Genomic DNA, 17,584 nt, shown 5'->3' on the forward strand with positions numbered 1-17,584 from the left:
CCCGGCACATTATCAGAACGTTTTTGCCCACCACAGCCGAAGCTTCATGCCCCAGTAGCTGGTCCAGCCGCTGGTTGTTGACACCACCCGACCTTGTGACACTACCACCAGCGTGGGCGTGACGCTAATCGCCCAACTGCGGGAGATTGCCCCGTTCGCATCATTGATGACCGGAAAGTCCACGCCTTTACGCGACAGCCAACGAGACACCTCAGCTTCACTGCCGGAGCGTAACGCAATGGTCATCACGTTTTCCCCTTCCGAACGCAGCCTGGCGACTTCCGGCGTTGTGAAGCGGCAAACGCCGCACCAGCTCGCCCAGAAATAAAGCAGCACCGGCTCGTCTTTGCTGAGCGCCGCCAGCGTGACGGTTTCACCATCCAGCGTTTGCAAAGGCGTGCTGTCAAAAGAGCCAGGGAGCTGCGGCGCGCGCCAGACATCCATCAGCAGCATCGCCCCTGCCAACAGCGCCAGTAAGATCAGCCCTTCGCGCAGCCAGCGGCGCAGTTTACTGAGCATTGGCCGCCGCCAGCTTTTCTTTGACCACTTCCTCAAGGGTTTCCCACGGCACCGCACCGGGAATAAGCTCATCACCAATAATCGTTGCGGGGGTGCCCTGCACGCCCACCAGTCGCGCCAATTGCAGGTTAGTGCTTAGCGTTTCAGCACTTTGGGCATCCAACGTCACCGGACTGGCTCCCGATTTTTCCTGCGCCTGTTTGATACTGACATCGGTATGGTAACCCTTTTTCTGCATCAGTTTTTCATGTAGCGCCAGAAACTGCTGCGGATGCTCAAGCCAGGTAGTCAGCACGGTCCGCGCCGCCAGTTCCGAACTTTCCCCTTTAAACGGCAGCGGTTTAATCACTACCGCCACGTCAGGATATTTCTGCACAATTTTTTCCAGCATGGGATCCAGTTGCTTGCAGTACGGGCAGTTGTAATCGGTGAAGTTTATCAGGGTCAGTTTCGCCTGCTTAGCGCCAATCCGCGGGCTGTTGGGATCGTTAAACAGGGCCTCCTGGATTAATGCTTCAATTTGCTTTTCCTGTTCCGGTGTAAACGGTGCAGGCTCTTTCGCTACGCTGACGGCAGAAAACAGGGTTAACAGCAGAACAATCATTATTTTCATGGGGTTACTCCTTTGGCATCGGTCAACGTTTGCAATACCGCATCGCGGGTTAACAACGTTGGTAACGCCTGGCCTTCCGGCAGACCGGGGCCATAAATTTGGTTATACGGCACAGCAACCTGGCCGCGTTTTTTCAGAAATTCGGTGATGGCTTCAGAAGGGAGCGTCCAGTCGCCGCGCAGCGCCACTACATCCGGCTGTTGCAAAGCGGCCTGTACGTCATCTTTATGCAACACGTTGTATTTGTTGACCTTACAAGTGATGCACCAGTCGGCAGTGACGTCAATGAACACTCGCTTATGTTGCGCCAGCGCATCCTCAATCGCCTGCTCGCTAAGCGGTTGCCAGTTCACGCTTTCTTTAGCGCTAGCGTGTCCGGCCAGCCCTAAATGTGGGAGCAGCAACGTCGCAAGCCAGATAGCCGAACCCAGCATCATGACACCGAGAAGACGCCGCAAAATATTCATCCAGCGTCCCGGACGCGGCAAACGCAGCGCCAGACCGGGACGCAGAGCCACCAGCAGCCACGGCAAGCTCATCCCCAGGCCGAGTGCGATAAACAGTCCCCACAACGTTGGCAGCGAAGCGGTCAATGCCACCGCTACCGCCGTTCCGAGAAACGGGGCGCTGCACGGCGTGGCGAGCAGGGTCGCAAACGCGCCTTGCCAGAAATGTCCCGACAAGCCGTTGCCACCGTGAGTCGCCAGCGTGGTGGTCATCGCCGAAGGCAGGCGGAATTCAAACCACCCGAACAGGCTGGCGCTGAACGTCAGCATCACCACGACCATGACGCCAATGAACCACGGGTTCTGAAACTGGATCCCCCAGCCCAGCGCCTGATTGGTTAAACGTAGCACTGTCATCAATAGTGCCAGGGCCATAAAGGAGACCAGGATCCCGGCTACCGATGCGAGGAACTGACGGCGGATCTGGCGACGGCTTTTTTCCTCAACCAGCAAAATAGAGCCCAGTTTCATGCCGAGAACCGGTAACACACAGGGCATCAGGTTGAGGATTAAACCGCCCAGCAGCGCCATTAGCACCACCTGCCACAATGGGAGTGAGGCGTTCTCAATAACCGGGGCTTCGCCAATCGCAAGACGACTTTCCTGGGCAACACCGTTATCTGCCAGCACCAGCGTGACCGACTTACCGCGTAAATCCGGCGCGCCTTCCCCCCAACCGTCATGAACGGGTACCGTGGCGCGTAACGTCTCACCTGCGACGTGAATTTGCGGCATGCCAAAATCAGCATCATCAACGGCGTCCAGATACAGCCCAGGCGCAGTCCAGCCTCCCGCGCGGTGAGCCTCGACAACCAGCTCGCCGGCCCGTGCGCCAGCGCGCAGAGTATCGGTCAGGCCGCTGGCAAGCGGGATCTGCCCCATTGCCTGCGCATAGTCATGCGCAAAAGTCGGGTCCTGGGTCGTGGAGGTCACGGAAAAAGGAAAATCCGTCAACAGGCAAACGTTGCTACAGGTGGATAGCGTCAAAACACCGCTAAGCGTGGCGGGCGATCTGCCGCGCACAACCATCGGGAATGTCACATTATCGTGATAGCCCTGGGTCGTGATATTAGCGACCTCAAAGCGTGCGGGGGTTGGCCAGAACCAGTCGACCGCAGGCATTTCCCCTTGCCAGGCGATAGATGGCGCGACGCCTCCCTCGCCCGGCGAACGCCAGTAGGTTTTCCAGCCGTCCTGCAGTTTAACATCCAGCAACAGACGAGTTTCGCCGCCTGAGGACGTATCAGCGCGTAACCGCACGCTGGCGTGATCGTTATCGGGTGAACGCAGCCAGCCGGGTTCAGCCGCCCAGGATACGGGCAGCCATAGCAATAACAGACAGAGCAGCGCCTGCCTGAAAACAGTCATCATATATTTTCTCCGTGAATAATTATCTAACAGTCAGCAACGGCTGTTCTGTCATTCACGGAAGACGCAAAATCGCAGATGTACCCTTAGCGTGGGCGGCGAGATGGCTCGCGGTGGGAAAAAAGGCAGACGAAACGCCCGCACTGGCGCCAGCAGCGACAGTAGCAGACACAGCACCAGAATAGCGCCTTCGAACAGTACCGGGGGCGCCGCCAGTAATGACTTCGCGCTCAGTTCACAAGGGGTAACGGACGAGGCCTCATCGGTCTGCGCTTGTGCGCTTACGACAACGCTTGTGGCAACGGTGTCCATCTGCAACGCGTGCAGGCCCGCCATGCGTTGTGCGGTGCAAACCATCACCACAACACATGCCAGACAGAGGAACCACCATCCCATCCGTTGACGTTTCGCCATTATACCCTCACTGATTGATGCGAGTTATCTTAACCACTCACCAGGTTTTGGCAACCTTTGCGCTGTAAAGTTATGTCCTGTCATCAGCAGGATATACCGCGATTTCAATCAGATTGAGATCGGGATCTCTGACATAAACCGAGCGAATCGGTCCCATCGCACCGGTTCGTGCAACCGGTCCCTCAACAATATCGACCCCGTGCGTTTGAAACGTGGCAATCACCTCTTCCAGCGCACGCGTGGTGATAAAACACAAATCCAGCGCCCCCGGCGTTGGCGCGTGAGCTTTGGGTTCAAACTCTTTTCCCCGAATGTGGAGGTTAATTTTCTGATTGCCAAAGACGAAGGCTTTCCGCCCTTGCGCGAAGGTTTCCAGCCTCATCCCTAAAAGTTCGACATAAAAACGAACGCATGCCTCTTCATTATTGGAGGTCAATACCAGATGATCCAGGTGGTCAATCATAGCGATATCCATTTTGGTTGCTCATCTCAGACACTTACCCTATTCATTCACACGCTACAAGAAAAAGAGAATCTTACGGCTGCGTTGACAGAACATAGCGCAAGGCGTTGCGGCTCACGTTTTATAAATCAAATGATTATTAATCATATTTCCGTTTTTATTTATTACAATATAACATTGCCAAAGTAATTACGAAAATATCACGGAAGTGATCATTCACTATTTACGAAGAGTACCAAAGGATATTCGCAGAACAGTACATAAATACTGTCCCGCTACGTATTGATGCGTAAATGAAAGTAAGGGCCAGCGCATTTTTAGGTGATTATCGTATTATAGTCCGACGCAATGAAGAGCGTATTCATTCGCAGAAAATTTGTTTATTGAATGTTATTTAGAGTATATGGAAATGAAAAAATATTTATTACCCCTGATTGGGTTACTTTTTACCGTTAGCGCTCAGGCAGCAGCATTTACCGACGGCAAAGAGTTTATCTCACTGGAAAAACCCGTCGCTTCAGCCCCGGCAGCGCTGAAGTTTTTCTCATTCTATTGTCCTTCCTGCTATCAGTACGATGAAGTTTTTGAAATCACTGATAACGTGAAAAAAGTTTTGCCTGCTGACGTCAAACTCACCGAATACCACGTCGACTTTTTAGGCCCTCTGGGGCAGGACATGACGCACGCCTGGTCCGTCGCCATGCTGTTGAACGTGCAAGATAAAGTTAAACCGTTGCTTTTTGATGCCGTGCAGAAAAAACAAACCATTAAATCGGCGGACGATATTCGTAACGTATTTATCAGCGCGGGCGTCAGTGCCAGTGATTATGATGCCGCATGGAATAGTTTTGCCGTGAAATCACTAACCGCCAAACAGCAAGAAATGGCTAAAGCTGTAGATTTAACCGGTGTGCCCGCCTTTTTTATCAACGGTAAATATATGATCAATCCGAAAGGACTGAAATCTGATGACCTTAACGCGTTCGTACAAAACTATGCTGATACGGTCCGCTTCCTGATCACTAAATCCTGATGTTTAGCTAATCTCACTATTCGCACCACACAACAGACGCCATAACGTCAAAAAGCGCTGTTGGTGGTGCAATGCCCGCTTCGTTTATAGCAATATCCTCCCTTCCCGGTTGGCATTCTCCGTTATCAGGATTACCCTAAACTTAGCGGTGATACCTATTGTCAGGGTTCACCTTCTGCAAGTGTTGATTTACACGAGAGAACGCTATGGAATTAAAGGATTATTACGCCATTATGGGCGTGAAACCGACAGACGATCTCAAGACAATCAAGACCGCCTATCGTCGACTCGCCCGTAAATATCATCCTGATGTCAGCAAAGAGACTGACGCGGAGGCCCGGTTTAAAGAGGTTGCTGAAGCCTGGGAAGTCCTGAGTGATGAACAGCGACGCGCCGAGTACGACCAGTTGTGGCAGCACCGCAACGACCCACAGTTCAACCGTCAATTCCAACAAGGAGAGAATCAACGCTATAACGCCGAAGATTTCGACGATATCTTCTCCTCCATTTTTGGTCAGCATGCGCAACAGTCTCGCCAGCGTCATGCCAGCCGCGGGCACGATATTGAAATTGAAGTCGCCGTATTCCTCGAAGAAACGCTTACTGAGCATAGCCGCACGATCAGTTACACCCTGCCGGTTTACAATGCGTTCGGCATGGTCGAACGTGAAATTCCTAAAACCTTGAATGTGAAAATTCCGGCTGGCGTCGGTAACGGTCAGCGTATTCGTCTGAAAGGCCAGGGCACCCCCGGTGAAAACGGCGGGCCAAACGGTGATTTGTGGCTGGTGATTCATATCGCGCCACATCCGCTGTTCGATATTGTTAACCAGGATCTGGAAGTGGTCGTTCCCCTGGCGCCGTGGGAAGCCGCGCTGGGCGCGAAAGTAACCGTTCCGACGTTAAAAGAGAGCATTCTGCTGACCATTCCTGCAGGCAGCCAGGCCGGGCAGCGGTTACGCATTAAGGGCAAAGGTCTGGTAAGTAAAAAACATACCGGCGATTTGTATGCGGTGATCAAAATCGTCATGCCGCCGAAACCTGACGACGCCAGCGCCGCCCTGTGGCAGCAGTTGGCGGATGCACAAAAGACCTTTGATCCGCGCAAAGAGTGGGGGAAAGCATAATGGCTAACGTCACCGTCACCTTTACCATTACCGAGTTTTGTCTGTACACCGGTGTGTCAGAAGAAGAGCTACATGAGATTGTCGGCTTAGGGGTGATAGAACCTCATGAAGACGAGACTTTTGACGATCATGCGCTGACCGTCATGCGTCGCGCGATACGCCTGCGTCAGGAGCTGGAACTTGACTGGCCGGGAATTGCCGTTGCGCTGACATTGCTGGAAGATAACGCTCAACTGCGGCAGGAAAACCGCCTGCTGCGCCAGCGATTGTCTCGCTTTATCAGCCATCCTTAATGTGTCAAGGCCAGCATGATGCTGGCCCTTTTATTATCCGCAACCCGCTCTTAATGACATTGCGCAGCAGATGGCATACAGTCAGCGATAAGAATTATCTCAAACAATAAGACGTTGAGCCATGCAGCTTAAGCCCCTCACAAAAGGTCGTTTTCACAATATCTGGCAGCAAGATGATGCCTTAATTGAGAAGATATTCCAGGAGTTGCTCTCTGAAACACAGATTATCCAGGAAGATGACTATCTTTACCGCCAGGGACAGGTAGTCGATCGACTAATCATGGTGCAGTCAGGGAGAATTTCTCTGCGTTATAGCGCGGAGAATGGTCGCCGTTTCCAACTGGGTGCAATGGAATGTGATGAGCAACTGTTTGGCGAAATGGAGTTTTTTACCGGGTATCGTTGCCAGCTTGATATCGTAGCCGAAGAACCGCTGACCGTGGCGGTATGCAACTGTGACCGTCTGGAGGAAGCGCTGAACCAGCACCCCAGACTGGCGATATTTTTCGCCAGCGCAATGGCCGTTGATTATCAGGATATGCTGGAAATCTTCCTGCACCGGATGCTCTACCCTATCGTACATAACGTAGCGTATGACCTGTATCGCCAGCATCAGGACAAGCAGCCAATGGATGGTTTTCATAAAAAATACCAGGAAGCTGAGCGATTCGGCACCACCGACCGGGTCTATCGGCGGGCGGTGAAAGCGCTGACGGATGCCGGGCTGGTAACGCGCACGAAGCAAGGACTGGAGATTAAGGATCTGGATGGGCTGCGTAAATTTCTCGGCAATGACATCATTGACTGACACACCAACCCTGGCAAACGGAGCATTGGTGTGTCATTTCAGCGCAATCAGAACTTATAGGTGAGGTTGAAATAGTGACCCAGCCCGGTGGTACGCCCTGCTCCACCGTGGTTTTCCATCAATGCCATGTTGCGGAAATATTTTAAGCCATAACCTACTGCATAATGCTCTGAATGCCAGTAGATGCCGTTATACCATTCAATCGCGTTATTGCTATATAACGGCTGGTTAGCAATCTTGTTCGCGGCGAACTGGTAGTCAAAGTAACCCTGATAGTTCAAATAACTGCCGTTGGCGAACGTATAGAACGGCGTCGACCAGTTGGTCGAGAACATGTAACCATCCCACTTGCCTTCGTTATCCGCACCGTAATTTTCACGTACATAGTGCGCATAAATGTTCATTCCCACCAGACCAAACCACGGCACTTTAACATCCGTGCCGAGACCAACGTAATGCTCAAATAATTCCCGGTCACCAATGTTATTTACCGTTGCGATATAGAATTCGTTAAATGGCCCTACGGATAAATCTTTATTAAAAATGGCGTCGAGGGAAAAACGTGGAGATATCTTGGCAAAGAAGTTATCTCCCCCGTGACGATCGTCCTGCTCGCGATCCAAAATATCAAAGAAATCCACATAACCATACAGATCGATAATCCCGGATCGTGCGCCAAATTCCAGCTCAAGATAGGTGTCATTACGAATACCATAAGGCACTTTCGCATCCACACTTTGCATTAAGTTTATCTGCATCCAGTTAAAATCATTTTTGCGGATGTTGCCATCAGCATAATCAGCCGCAAGCGCTTGCGTACAGCACATCGCAATTACCGCACCCAGAACTGTTTTTTTCATCATTAATTTATTTTTCTTCAGCATTTTCAATTCCTTTGAGCAAGGTTGAGTGTCGCCCCACCAGATAAATGGCGTGACGGCGGGCTATCTAATTAAAGAGGCAAGCGTTATTACTGTGTTTAATTACGTTTGAGTTTTAATGTACCCATCAACATAATAAAGATAATTAAATACAACACCGGTATTGCATACATAATTTTCTGCAACCCCATAGTTTTTTCCATTAGCGCACTGATCGCCGGACTAAACATGGCGCCAGCACTACCGCTAATTAAAATATAAGAAACGTTCTGGCTACTCGCGCGCTTCACGAAAGAAACCCCGTAGGCAATAAAGGAGTTATACAGCGCTGCGCAGACAAACCCGTAACTATAGGCCAGATAATCAAGCCCGGAGATATTTTCCTTCGTGACAATGATGGTAGTAATAACGCAAGCTAACAAAATAATGCTAAGCAGAAAATAATGTATCTTTACGCGGGAAACAATAACGGTTGAGACTAACGCGCCGACCAGCGCAGCCCCCCAGTATTGCGTAATAATATTACCTGCTTCTTCGAAGGGAATACCAAATTTGTTCTTCACAAATAATGGTGCCCAGGTCAGGAAGGTATACAGCGCCAACATACCTAAGAACAGGCCAATGCCTCCGCTGATAATCCCTGGATTCCACTCGGATTTCACCGGGTCTGCGCTATCCGCTGCAGGGGCCGTTTCACAGGCGGTAAAGCGGGTGAGAGCCACAACGCCCAGCGTGAGTAAGGCCACTATGCCTACGCTCAGATAGCTGTAACTCCACGACATATTGTGCGTCAGGGCGAAGGTGGTAATCAGCGGGAAAACTACGCCCGCGACGTTAAAGGTGGCGTCCTGCACCACCAGCATCGTACTTTGAATGCGATCCTGCCAAACCGAAACCACGATCGTTCCCGCCACGCACAGACCAATCCCGCCGCAGAAACCCACCAGGGTCATGGCGACCATCACCGGCCATAAGCCAGGGCTTAAGTGCATTGCCAGAGCGCAGAGGAACACTATCGAATAGATAATGAGCGTCATACGCTTAACGCCGATTTTCTCAATCAGGAAAAAGGCGGCGATGGTCCCGGCTAACGCCCCACCGTTAAGCAACGAAAATATCGAGGCGACGGTATTCACATCGGCACTGTAGCGTACTGCAATCGGTTCAATCAGCATGCCAAACTGACTGGCAAATCCTGCCATAATAAAATTTGCCAGAAAACTAATCAGCGTAAGTGCTATTTTATTCTTCATATAATGCCATCTCTGATTGGTTCATTTAAATGCTGATGCTAAGCCGTAACAGCTGTATTTAGCGCCAGCTCTATCATATTTTTAAAGGTTAACTGCCGTTCTTCCGCCGTTGTTTCTTCTCCTGTCAGGCAATGATCGGATACGGTTAATATAGCCAACGCTTCAATATTAAACTGATGCGCTAAAGCGTATAACCCTGCCACTTCCATATCCACACCCAGCACACCAAACTTTTCCAGTGCAGGTATTAAATTTTCGTCAGGATCGTAATAAAGATCGCCACTGAAGACATTGCCGACTTTAACGTCAATACCGGCCTTCTGCGCCAATGCCCACGCCTGCTGCAATAATGGGAAATGGGCAGATGTCGCCATCGTGTAGCCCGCGCTACGTTTTAAATTTGTGACGGAATCCGTTCCGGCGGCGACGGCAAGAATAATATCTCGCATTTTGACATGATGTTGTGTTGCCCCCAGACTGCCGACACGAATAATTCTCTGTACACCGAAATCATGTACCAGTTCATGAGCATAAAGCGTCATTGACGGAATACCCATGCCATGTCCCATCACCGAAACAGGTTGCCCAAAATAAAGACCGGTATAGCCCAGCATATTGCGTACATTGGTGACTTCGCGGCAATCCATTAGATAATTTTCAGCAATAAACTTAGCGCGAAGCGGATCGCCCGGCATAATAACGGTTGGCGCAAAATCACCCGCTTTGGCATTAATATGTGCAGTCATAACAATTCCTGAATTATGGGTATTGAAGATATGCAGGGATTGTAACCAGCGGTTTGCAGAGGATTGAGGACAAAAGTCCTGCTCAGAGGATCGGCCTCTCATTTCTGAGAGTTAGTGTTGCGGGCTTGTGGCCCAGCGGAAAACTGCGCTCCCGGCAGAGTCGCTCGGAGGTATCGCAAAACAAGTCTCTGCGAAAGGTAAAAGTCGAAGTGTCGATCTCGTTTTGTATCAATGTTAAACTCGCACACTTTCTATTAAACCTTTCTTAATTATGATAAAGCTACTTTCACGCTACATTTCCGTAGGGATTGTAAACACGGCATTACATTGGGCGGTGTTCGGCATCATGGTATACATCATGAAAAATGACCAGGCCGTGAGCAACGTGGTGGCGTTTTTGATAGCTGTGACATTTTCATTTTTTGCAAACGCAAAATTTACATTTAGCGCAAAAGCCACCGGCCGAGGGTATGTGCTATTTGTTGGATTTATGGGGCTACTAAGCTTTATCTCTGGTCAGGTATCTGATCACTACAACATTTCCCCTCTCATAACGTTGATAGAGTTCTCCTCCATCAGCTTGGTATGCGGCTTCTTATACTCCAGGTTCATTGTTTTTAGGGATCCGAAATGAAAATTTCTCTGATTGTGCCGGTGTTCAATGAAGAAGATACAATACCTATTTTCTACAACACGGTGCGTGGACATGAAGAACTAAAAAAATATGATGTTGAAATTGTGTTTATCAACGACGGTAGCAAAGACGCTACAGAATCAATCATTAATGCTCTCGCCGTATCTGATAAGCTCGTCGTCCCCATATCATTTACGCGCAACTTTGGAAAAGAACCAGCAATCTTTGCCGGCCTTGAGCGTTCCTCTGGTGAAGCAGTTATTCCGATCGATGTTGACCTACAGGATCCAATCGAAATAATTCCATTGATGGTCGATAAGTGGCTTGCGGGTGCAGATATTGTGCTGGCAAAGCGCGCAGACCGCTCCACGGATGGAAAACTGAAGCGCAAAACCGCTGAATGGTTCTATAAATTACACAATAAAATAAGCGATCCAAAGATCGAAGAAAATGTTGGTGACTTTAGACTTATGTCCCGCGATGTAGTTGATAACATCAAACTCATGCCGGAACGTAATCTCTTTATGAAAGGTGTGCTTAGCTGGGTAGGTGGCAATACTGATGTTGTTGAGTACACACGCGCAGGACGCATTGCTGGTAAATCAAAATTTAATGGCTGGAAATTGTGGAATCTTGCTCTGGAGGGTATTACCAGTTTTTCAACGTTCCCATTGCGAATATGGACCTACATTGGTTTTTTTGTAGCCGCTGTATCCTTTTTGTTCGGTGCATGGATGATTATAGACAAGATTTTTTGGGGAAATCCGGTCGCGGGATATCCATCTATTATTGTTTCAATCCTTTTCCTTGGTGGGATTCAGTTAATTGGTATCGGTGTGCTTGGTGAGTACATAGGTAGAATCTACATCGAAACCAAACAACGGCCACGTTATATAGTTAAAAAACAAGACGGGATTTAAAATGTTCTCCAGATACGATAAAAAAGCATTGTTTATTTACTCAGGATTAGCCCTGTTGTTTATTTACCCGTTAATCCAGGCAGGCATATATTACAGAGATGATTTAGACAGGTCTATAACTGGATATTACGGCTGGCGTGGTTTAGGTCGACCTTTTGCAGATATTTTAACAAGATTTTTTTCTGCCAGTGGGCACTATAACCTGGACCTATTTCCTTATACCATGCTCGCATCATGTATTTTCTTAGGCGCATCTGCGCTTGCGCTCAGTAAACACCTGATTAAATCAGATATTCCGAACGCAAACATGGTTGCCGCACTTTTAATATTCAACCCATTCATTTTGCAAAATATTGCGTACAGATATGATAGTCTCGGAATGTCGATTGCCTTTTTCCTTGCGGTGGTTGCATATACTTATGAAAATAAAAATCTGACGATAGATGTTGCGACAAAATTAATCGCTGGTGTATTATCTTTAACTTTATATCAACCATGTGCCAATATTTTTATTGGTTTGCTTGCAATTGATGTAATCATCATCGCAACAAAAAAAGATGTAAAGGTCAAGGAATCAATAATTTTCTTATTCAAAAAAACAATTTTATTCGTATCATTTTTTCTTATCTATATGCTTTTCTTTTCGCCTAAAAATAACTCTCGAGCAGAATTAATACATCTAGACCAAGGGGGATTAGAGCATCTGGCCAAAACATTAATTGCCTTAAAAGAAATGGTTCTTTCTTATCTATATCACCCGGTTTACATTTACTTCGCAATCCCAATACTTATAGGTTGCGTGTTTATGCTCATTGCTTACCGTACTAATATAAAACAAATAGCATCATTTATTTTGTACGGAGCTGTCTCCTTTTTAATATTCATTATTTCACTTATGGGGCCAACATTATTACTTCAGGACGCACCAGTACTTCCCCGTACTTTAGTCTCATTTTCAGTTATATTGGTTATAATTGCTATCCCGATTATGCGTTTCGCTCCTCGTTTTAAATACGCTGCACTGATCCCAGTCATTGCTTCGCTTGCTTTTAGTGCTCAACTAAGCAACGCTATGAAGTCACAACAAGAATATGAAAATTTTGTTTTTAGCATGATTGCGCAAGACATTGCCACTCATAAAGACATTGTATCCATTGGTACTGTAGGCCAGTTGAATAAAAATGAAAGAGCAAGGTTATTAATAGATAACAAACCACTTATAGGCCATTTCGTTTTTCCAGCTACTGAGTTTTTAGCGTCATATCAATTGGTCAACAAAGGGTTCACGCAAACCCTTCATGGTTATGGGGATGAGCAAGAAAATAAAAACAAACTATCTGATATCATAAAAAAAGGTATTAAACCGGTCTCGTCAAATGAATATTATACATTATTCATTTCGGACAATAACGCCATCGTGTTTTTAGGGAAATATAGCAATTAATTATTTCCAGCCCTCGCACTTAATGCTGAGGGCTTTATTTTCGAAGAGTCAGCACCAATCATATCCAGCGAAAAAGAAGTTACCCAGAGCTCGCCAGGGCTGAAGTGGTGAGTCTGATAGTTGCCGGTAATTCCATTCCCTTGCCAATTTCAGGCAACGTAACAGAACTAACTCTCACAGCAACAGGTTTCAAATTTTCCTTATAAGCAAAAAGGGGTTACCTTTCGGTAACCCCTTTTTCATGTTTGGCGGAAGCGTAGAGATTCGAACTCTAGAACCCTTTCGGGTCGCCGGTTTTCAAGACCGGTGCCTTCAACCGCTCGGCCACGCTTCCAATGAGGCGCACTATAAACATCCCGAACGGACCTGTAAAGCACCAATGCGTTCGTTTGCCTGAAAAACAGCCAAAATATTGTTAATCGACTGAAATAACAACAGATTGACCGTTTATTCAGCACAAATACTGGCTACAGCGCTTAATGTTTTTTGATGAACATATCTTTGGTGTAGTAATTTCCCCGGTTATCTGGCGCAAATCCTCCCACCCACGGCTTCACAAGATGCGTGCGGACATAGTGGTAAACCGGAATCGCTGGCACATCCTCTCCTAAAAGGTCTTCAGCCTGCTGGTAGTATTTGCCTCGTTCCTCCAGCGAAGTTGCTTTCGCCGCATTGCGCATCGCGTCATCAAAAGCGGGATTGCTGTACCTGGTGGTATTCTCGCTATCGCCGGTACGGAAAATATTGAGGAAACTTGAGGCATCATCATAATCGGCGATCCATGCGTAGCGCACGACGTCAAAATTACCGGTGTGCATGGTATCCAGCATGGTTTTCCATTCCTGATTTTGCAGCTTCGCCTCTACGCCGAGGTTTTTCTTCCACATTGACGATGCGGCAATGGCAATACGCTGGTGCGTTTCGAAGGTGTTATAGAGCAGATTTAAGCTAAGCGGATGCTCAGGGCCATAACCGGCTTCAGCCAGCAGTTTCTTAGCCTCGGTAATGCGTTTTTCGAGCGGCCACGCCGCATATTCCGGCGCATGCAGTTGCACTCCCCCTATTTCCGGCTGGCTGATAACCCACGCCGCGCGTTGTCCCTGCCCCATCACCTTTTGTGCGATGATGTCTTTATCTAACGCCATATTCAGCGCCCGGCGCACGCGCGGGTCATTAAACGGCGCTCGCGTCGTATTGAACTGATAGTAATAGGTTGAAAGCTGAGGTGAGACATGGAGTTCATCGCCCATCGTCTTTTTCAACTGCGCGAACTGATTGACCGGGACGCTATACACAATGTCGATTTCGCCGGCCTTATAGCGGTTAACGTCTGCGGACTCTGAACTGATGGGCAAATAAGTGACCTTATCAATGACGGTGTGCCGATCGTCCCAATAATGCGGGTTACGCACGGCAACGATGCGCTCATTGACGACCCACTGCGATAACTTGTACGCCCCGCTGCAGACAAAATGTTCTGGCCGGGTCCACTTATCACCAAAGCGGCCGATCAGCACTTTATCCAGCGGAACCAGTGACGGGTGCGCCAGCATCGCCAGAAACGCCGCCGTTGGCTGCGTCAGGGTAATTTCCAGCGTGCTATCATCCAGGGCTTTGACCCCGATATCGGCAGGATCTTTTTTCCCTTGGGCAATATCGAGGGCGTTTGCTACGTGCATATTGCCCAGATACGAGGAATAAGGTGAAGCTGTTTGCGGTGAGACCAGACGCTGCCAGCTCCAGACGACATCCTGTGCGGTAATGGCAGACCCATCTGACCAGGTTATGCCCGGACGTAAATGAAAGGTCCAGACGGTGTTGTCTTTGTTCTCCCAGGACGCGGCCAGCCGGGGTTCGATAGACCCATCCGACTTAACCGCCACCAGTCCGTCGAACATATCGCTGATTAAATTAAATTCAACGTTGCTTTCGACTTTATGCGGATCCAGCGACGCTGGCTCACTGCCATTGTTTCTGACCAGTTCCTGTTTTTCTGCAAGAATTGTTCCTGCGGGAACATTTGCCGCCATCGCCGCGCCGTTGATAGACATCAAACAGACAGTCAACAGCGTAAACGTCAATATCTTCGATTTATGTTGAATCATTCCCTTTACCTTATTGCTCTGTTGTATGTAGACACCGCTGTCACTGTCAGAGAGAAACAGGAATAACGCAATATTTTTCAGTTACCTGGCAGATATCTAACAGGCATTTTTACACATATAGTGCTAACATCTGATTCGGGAGCTTTTGTTGAAATAATATGCTTAAGCCTGGCGGGTTAAAATGCGTAAAGATGGGTAAAACCGCTGTGTCATTCCCCTTGATTTCATTATCCTCCATCATTAATTACATCTGTCATAAGAGAGTGACTCATGGATCGTATTATTAGTTCTTCACGCGATCGTACATCGCTACTCAGCACGCATAAGGTGCTGCGCAATACCTATTTCCTGCTCAGCCTGACGCTGGCGTTTTCGGCGCTCACTGCGACTGCCAGTACCGTACTGATGCTGCCTTCTCCGGGGCTTATCCTGACGCTCGTGGGTATGTATGGTCTGATGTTCTTGACCTATAAAACGGCGGATAAACCGGTTGGTATTCTGTCAGCTTTCGCTTTTACCGGCTTCCTGGGCTACATTCTGGGACCGATCCTGAACACATACCTGTCTGCGGGCATGGGTGATGTTATCGCCATGGCTTTGGGCGGTACGGCGCTGGTCTTCTTCAGCTGCTCAGCCTACGTGCTGACCACGCGGAAAGACATGTCCTTCCTCGGCGGTATGCTGATGGCAGGGATCGTGGTGGTGCTGATTGGTATGGTTGCGAATATCTTCCTGCAGTTGCCGGCTTTACATCTGGCGATCAGCGCGGTGTTTATTCTGATTTCTTCAGGCGCAATCCTGTTTGAAACCAGTAATATCATCCGTGGCGGTGAAACCAACTACATCCGTGCCACCGTCAGCCTGTACGTTTCGCTGTACAACATCTTCGTCAGCCTGCTGAGCATTCTGGGCTTCGCCAGCCGCGATTAATCAGCATCACTGATACGAAAAAAGAGAATGCCATTGGCATTCTCTTTTTTTATACCTTATTGACCCCGGCAGATATAGGTAGGATAGCGCCGGTCCTGAATAAGCCACACAGCAGGTGAAAGTTCAGAGATCGTCAGGTAGTAGCGTGAGGTCGGATAGGCGAAACTCCCCCATTGGGCATTCGGCGTATTGTCATTGTGGCGAAGCCAGGTTTTGGTGTAGGTCAATACAATGACGTTGTCATCGTCCCGCTGCTCCCACGTAAAGTCTACATCCCTGTCAACGATAAAATTTTGCCCGCCAGCTCTTGCCGCACCTTTATAGGTGGTCAACCCTGTACCGTCCCGATGAAAATAGAACTGAGCAAGGGCATTTACCTTCACCTCACTTGCTTTCCCTTCATTGCGCGTAAAGTTAAATTCAGTGCTGCAGGCCAGCACATCGCTTTTTCCCGTCGCGCCGCAATAGTAAAATAGCGCCAGCGCGCCGCCGACCAGGGCTCCGCCCAGTCCAAAAAGAAGCCTTATTTTCATTTTCCAGCCCCGTTTTTATAGCGAATGGTCTTGCACAGACGTGTTTTATTGACCGGGCAGGCCCCGATAAACAGTTCATCAGCAGTTGCAAGCGAAAAACGGGCGCTGAAAAAATAAATAGCATACTCCTCGCGCTCGCAAGCCACGTCATTGGCCTCCAGTCGCTCTGCTAATTTTGATAGCACTAACGGCCGTCCATGATCTTCGATAACCCAGATACTACAACGCGCGATTTTTTCCTGGACCGGCTTTAATTTCGCCGGAACAGTTATCTCCTGCGGGCGGCTAACGTAAAAGATCGCTCCCAACGGCACGGCAATCAATGCCCCTATTCTGAACCACTTTTTCAGGGATACTCGCCGGGGCAGAACGTCTTGTTGCGCTGAGGGGGGGTGCGGATCAACGGCTTGAATTTTCTCTCCAGGCTGAAAAATCACATCAGCATCAAAACGGAAACCATAGCGCGGGACAGTGACGATCAATTCGTGCCCCTCTCCCAGAGACTGGAAGCTTTTACGCAGTTCGCTTACCGCTTTATTGAGATTATTTCCTGATGGCGTAAAGCCAAATTCTTCCCACACGCGAGCGATCAATTCCTCCCGGCTTAAGTCGCGTCCTCGGTGTTTAATGAATTCCTGTAAAAGACGAACGGCTGGCGCCGAAAGTGTTAATACAGACTCGGGTTGTCCAACAAGACTTATTGCATGTGCTTCAGGATCAAATAACAACGAATTATTGCATATAAAAAACATCTTTTATTCTCGGCTGTTACCGCATGCTTTTTATTCCCTGGTACGTCGATATGAAAACCGCCCCCTGACCTGCTTATTTTTTCATCAGAAGGAATTTTCCTCCCATCCTTGGCCGCGGTATTTTCGCTTAACTATACAACCTTAAAGCCAGAAAAGCAGGATAAAAAACTGTATATAACGAGTTAACTAATACAAATTTTCACAAATCGCTGTTCTGGTTAAAGTTTCCCTGCCCTGAAGCG

General features: G+C 48.6%; 19 protein-coding genes and 1 tRNA gene. 8 read left to right on the forward strand and 12 right to left on the reverse strand.

Annotated features, from left to right (window positions below; all coding sequences use genetic code 11):
- Nucleotides 1-12: 12 nt before the first annotated feature.
- From HV243_RS16055 to HV243_RS16075, 5 genes are all read right to left on the reverse strand, one after another.
- Entirely contained in the window at nucleotides 13-519 is a 507-nt protein-coding gene (locus tag HV243_RS16055) for a protein disulfide oxidoreductase (RefSeq protein ID WP_016152577.1), read from the reverse strand.
- On the reverse strand, nucleotides 509-1,132 hold the full coding sequence (locus HV243_RS16060; protein WP_046274457.1) for a DsbA family protein: 624 nt from the start codon (nucleotides 1,130-1,132) through the stop codon (nucleotides 509-511). The genes HV243_RS16055 and HV243_RS16060 overlap by 11 nt, the downstream gene beginning before the upstream one ends.
- Entirely contained in the window at nucleotides 1,129-3,009 is a 1,881-nt protein-coding gene (locus HV243_RS16065) for a protein-disulfide reductase DsbD domain-containing protein (protein WP_053389925.1), read from the reverse strand. The genes HV243_RS16060 and HV243_RS16065 overlap by 4 nt, the downstream gene beginning before the upstream one ends.
- A 48-nt stretch (nucleotides 3,010-3,057) precedes the next feature.
- Entirely contained in the window at nucleotides 3,058-3,420 is a 363-nt protein-coding gene (locus tag HV243_RS16070) for a hypothetical protein (RefSeq protein WP_016152574.1), read from the reverse strand.
- A gap of 70 nt (nucleotides 3,421-3,490) precedes the next feature.
- Nucleotides 3,491-3,895: a VOC family protein gene (locus HV243_RS16075; protein WP_016152573.1), complete on the reverse strand. Its 405-nt coding sequence runs from the start codon at nucleotides 3,893-3,895 to the stop codon at nucleotides 3,491-3,493.
- Nucleotides 3,896-4,292: 397 nt separating this feature from the next.
- On the opposite strand from HV243_RS16075, the gene dsbA reads away from it, so the two are divergent.
- The 4 genes from dsbA (at nucleotide 4,293) to HV243_RS16095 (ending at nucleotide 7,144) form a co-directional block, all read left to right on the forward strand.
- Nucleotides 4,293-4,916, forward strand: a complete 624-nt coding sequence (gene dsbA, locus HV243_RS16080) for a thiol:disulfide interchange protein DsbA (RefSeq protein ID WP_053389929.1) — start codon at nucleotides 4,293-4,295, stop codon at nucleotides 4,914-4,916.
- A 206-nt stretch (nucleotides 4,917-5,122) separates the two neighbouring features.
- Complete coding sequence (gene cbpA / locus HV243_RS16085; RefSeq protein WP_016152571.1) at nucleotides 5,123-6,043, forward strand: curved DNA-binding protein; 921 nt, start codon at nucleotides 5,123-5,125, stop codon at nucleotides 6,041-6,043.
- Entirely contained in the window at nucleotides 6,043-6,336 is a 294-nt protein-coding gene (cbpM, locus tag HV243_RS16090; protein WP_047359356.1) for a chaperone modulator CbpM, read from the forward strand. Before cbpA ends, cbpM begins: the two co-directional genes overlap by 1 nt.
- Nucleotides 6,337-6,457: 121 nt before the next feature.
- Nucleotides 6,458-7,144, forward strand: coding sequence for a Crp/Fnr family transcriptional regulator (locus HV243_RS16095; protein ID WP_016152569.1), 687 nt, complete (start codon nucleotides 6,458-6,460; stop codon nucleotides 7,142-7,144).
- Nucleotides 7,145-7,191: 47 nt separating this feature from the next.
- Here HV243_RS16095 and HV243_RS16100 read toward each other — a convergent pair whose 3' ends face one another.
- The 3 genes from HV243_RS16100 to deoD form a co-directional block, all read right to left on the reverse strand.
- A complete protein-coding gene (locus HV243_RS16100; RefSeq protein WP_081000496.1) occupies nucleotides 7,192-8,028 on the reverse strand; it encodes an outer membrane protein OmpK in 837 nt (278 codons plus the stop codon).
- Between the two features lie 95 nt (nucleotides 8,029-8,123).
- A complete protein-coding gene (gene tsgA / locus HV243_RS16105; RefSeq protein ID WP_016156155.1) occupies nucleotides 8,124-9,278 on the reverse strand; it encodes an MFS transporter TsgA in 1,155 nt (384 codons plus the stop codon).
- Between the two features lie 38 nt (nucleotides 9,279-9,316).
- Nucleotides 9,317-10,024 (reverse strand): purine-nucleoside phosphorylase, encoded by a 708-nt coding sequence (gene deoD, locus HV243_RS16110; RefSeq protein WP_053389926.1) that lies wholly within the window; start codon nucleotides 10,022-10,024, stop codon nucleotides 9,317-9,319.
- 271 nt (nucleotides 10,025-10,295) lie between these two features.
- On the opposite strand from deoD, the gene HV243_RS16115 reads away from it, so the two are divergent.
- Genes HV243_RS16115 through HV243_RS16125 form a run of 3 tightly spaced genes read left to right on the forward strand, consistent with a single transcriptional unit; the run spans nucleotide 10,296 to nucleotide 13,022 of the window.
- Nucleotides 10,296-10,658 carry a GtrA family protein gene (locus tag HV243_RS16115; RefSeq protein WP_046274453.1) on the forward strand — a complete coding sequence of 121 codons (363 nt, stop codon included), beginning with the start codon at nucleotides 10,296-10,298 and terminating at the stop codon, nucleotides 10,656-10,658.
- Entirely contained in the window at nucleotides 10,655-11,578 is a 924-nt protein-coding gene (locus HV243_RS16120; RefSeq protein WP_046274452.1) for a glycosyltransferase family 2 protein, read from the forward strand. The genes HV243_RS16115 and HV243_RS16120 overlap by 4 nt, the downstream gene beginning before the upstream one ends.
- Before the next feature lies 1 nt (nucleotide 11,579).
- Entirely contained in the window at nucleotides 11,580-13,022 is a 1,443-nt protein-coding gene (locus HV243_RS16125; RefSeq protein WP_053389927.1) for a glucosyltransferase domain-containing protein, read from the forward strand.
- Nucleotides 13,023-13,268: 246 nt separating this feature from the next.
- Here HV243_RS16125 and HV243_RS16130 read toward each other — a convergent pair.
- Nucleotides 13,269-13,356 (reverse strand) — tRNA-Ser (locus HV243_RS16130).
- Nucleotides 13,357-13,498: 142 nt separating this feature from the next.
- The gene (locus HV243_RS16135; protein WP_053389928.1) at nucleotides 13,499-15,127 is read right to left on the reverse strand and encodes an ABC transporter substrate-binding protein; all 1,629 of its coding nucleotides are present in this window, start codon (nucleotides 15,125-15,127) and stop codon (nucleotides 13,499-13,501) included.
- Nucleotides 15,128-15,397: 270 nt separating this feature from the next.
- Between HV243_RS16135 and yccA the strand changes: the two genes are divergently transcribed.
- Complete coding sequence (yccA, locus tag HV243_RS16140; RefSeq protein WP_016152501.1) at nucleotides 15,398-16,057, forward strand: FtsH protease modulator YccA; 660 nt, start codon at nucleotides 15,398-15,400, stop codon at nucleotides 16,055-16,057.
- A 56-nt stretch (nucleotides 16,058-16,113) separates the two neighbouring features.
- On the opposite strand, the gene HV243_RS16145 is transcribed toward yccA, so the two are convergent.
- The gene (locus HV243_RS16145; RefSeq protein ID WP_019076424.1) at nucleotides 16,114-16,590 is read right to left on the reverse strand and encodes a hypothetical protein; all 477 of its coding nucleotides are present in this window, start codon (nucleotides 16,588-16,590) and stop codon (nucleotides 16,114-16,116) included.
- Nucleotides 16,587-17,342: a winged helix-turn-helix domain-containing protein gene (locus tag HV243_RS16150; protein ID WP_049042089.1), complete on the reverse strand. Its 756-nt coding sequence runs from the start codon at nucleotides 17,340-17,342 to the stop codon at nucleotides 16,587-16,589. Before HV243_RS16150 ends, HV243_RS16145 begins: the two co-directional genes overlap by 4 nt.
- Nucleotides 17,343-17,584: the final 242 nt, after the last annotated feature.

Origin of the sequence: Citrobacter sp. RHBSTW-00599 (assembly GCF_013784065.1) — a bacterium.
Lineage (GTDB): Bacteria > Pseudomonadota > Gammaproteobacteria > Enterobacterales > Enterobacteriaceae > Citrobacter > Citrobacter braakii.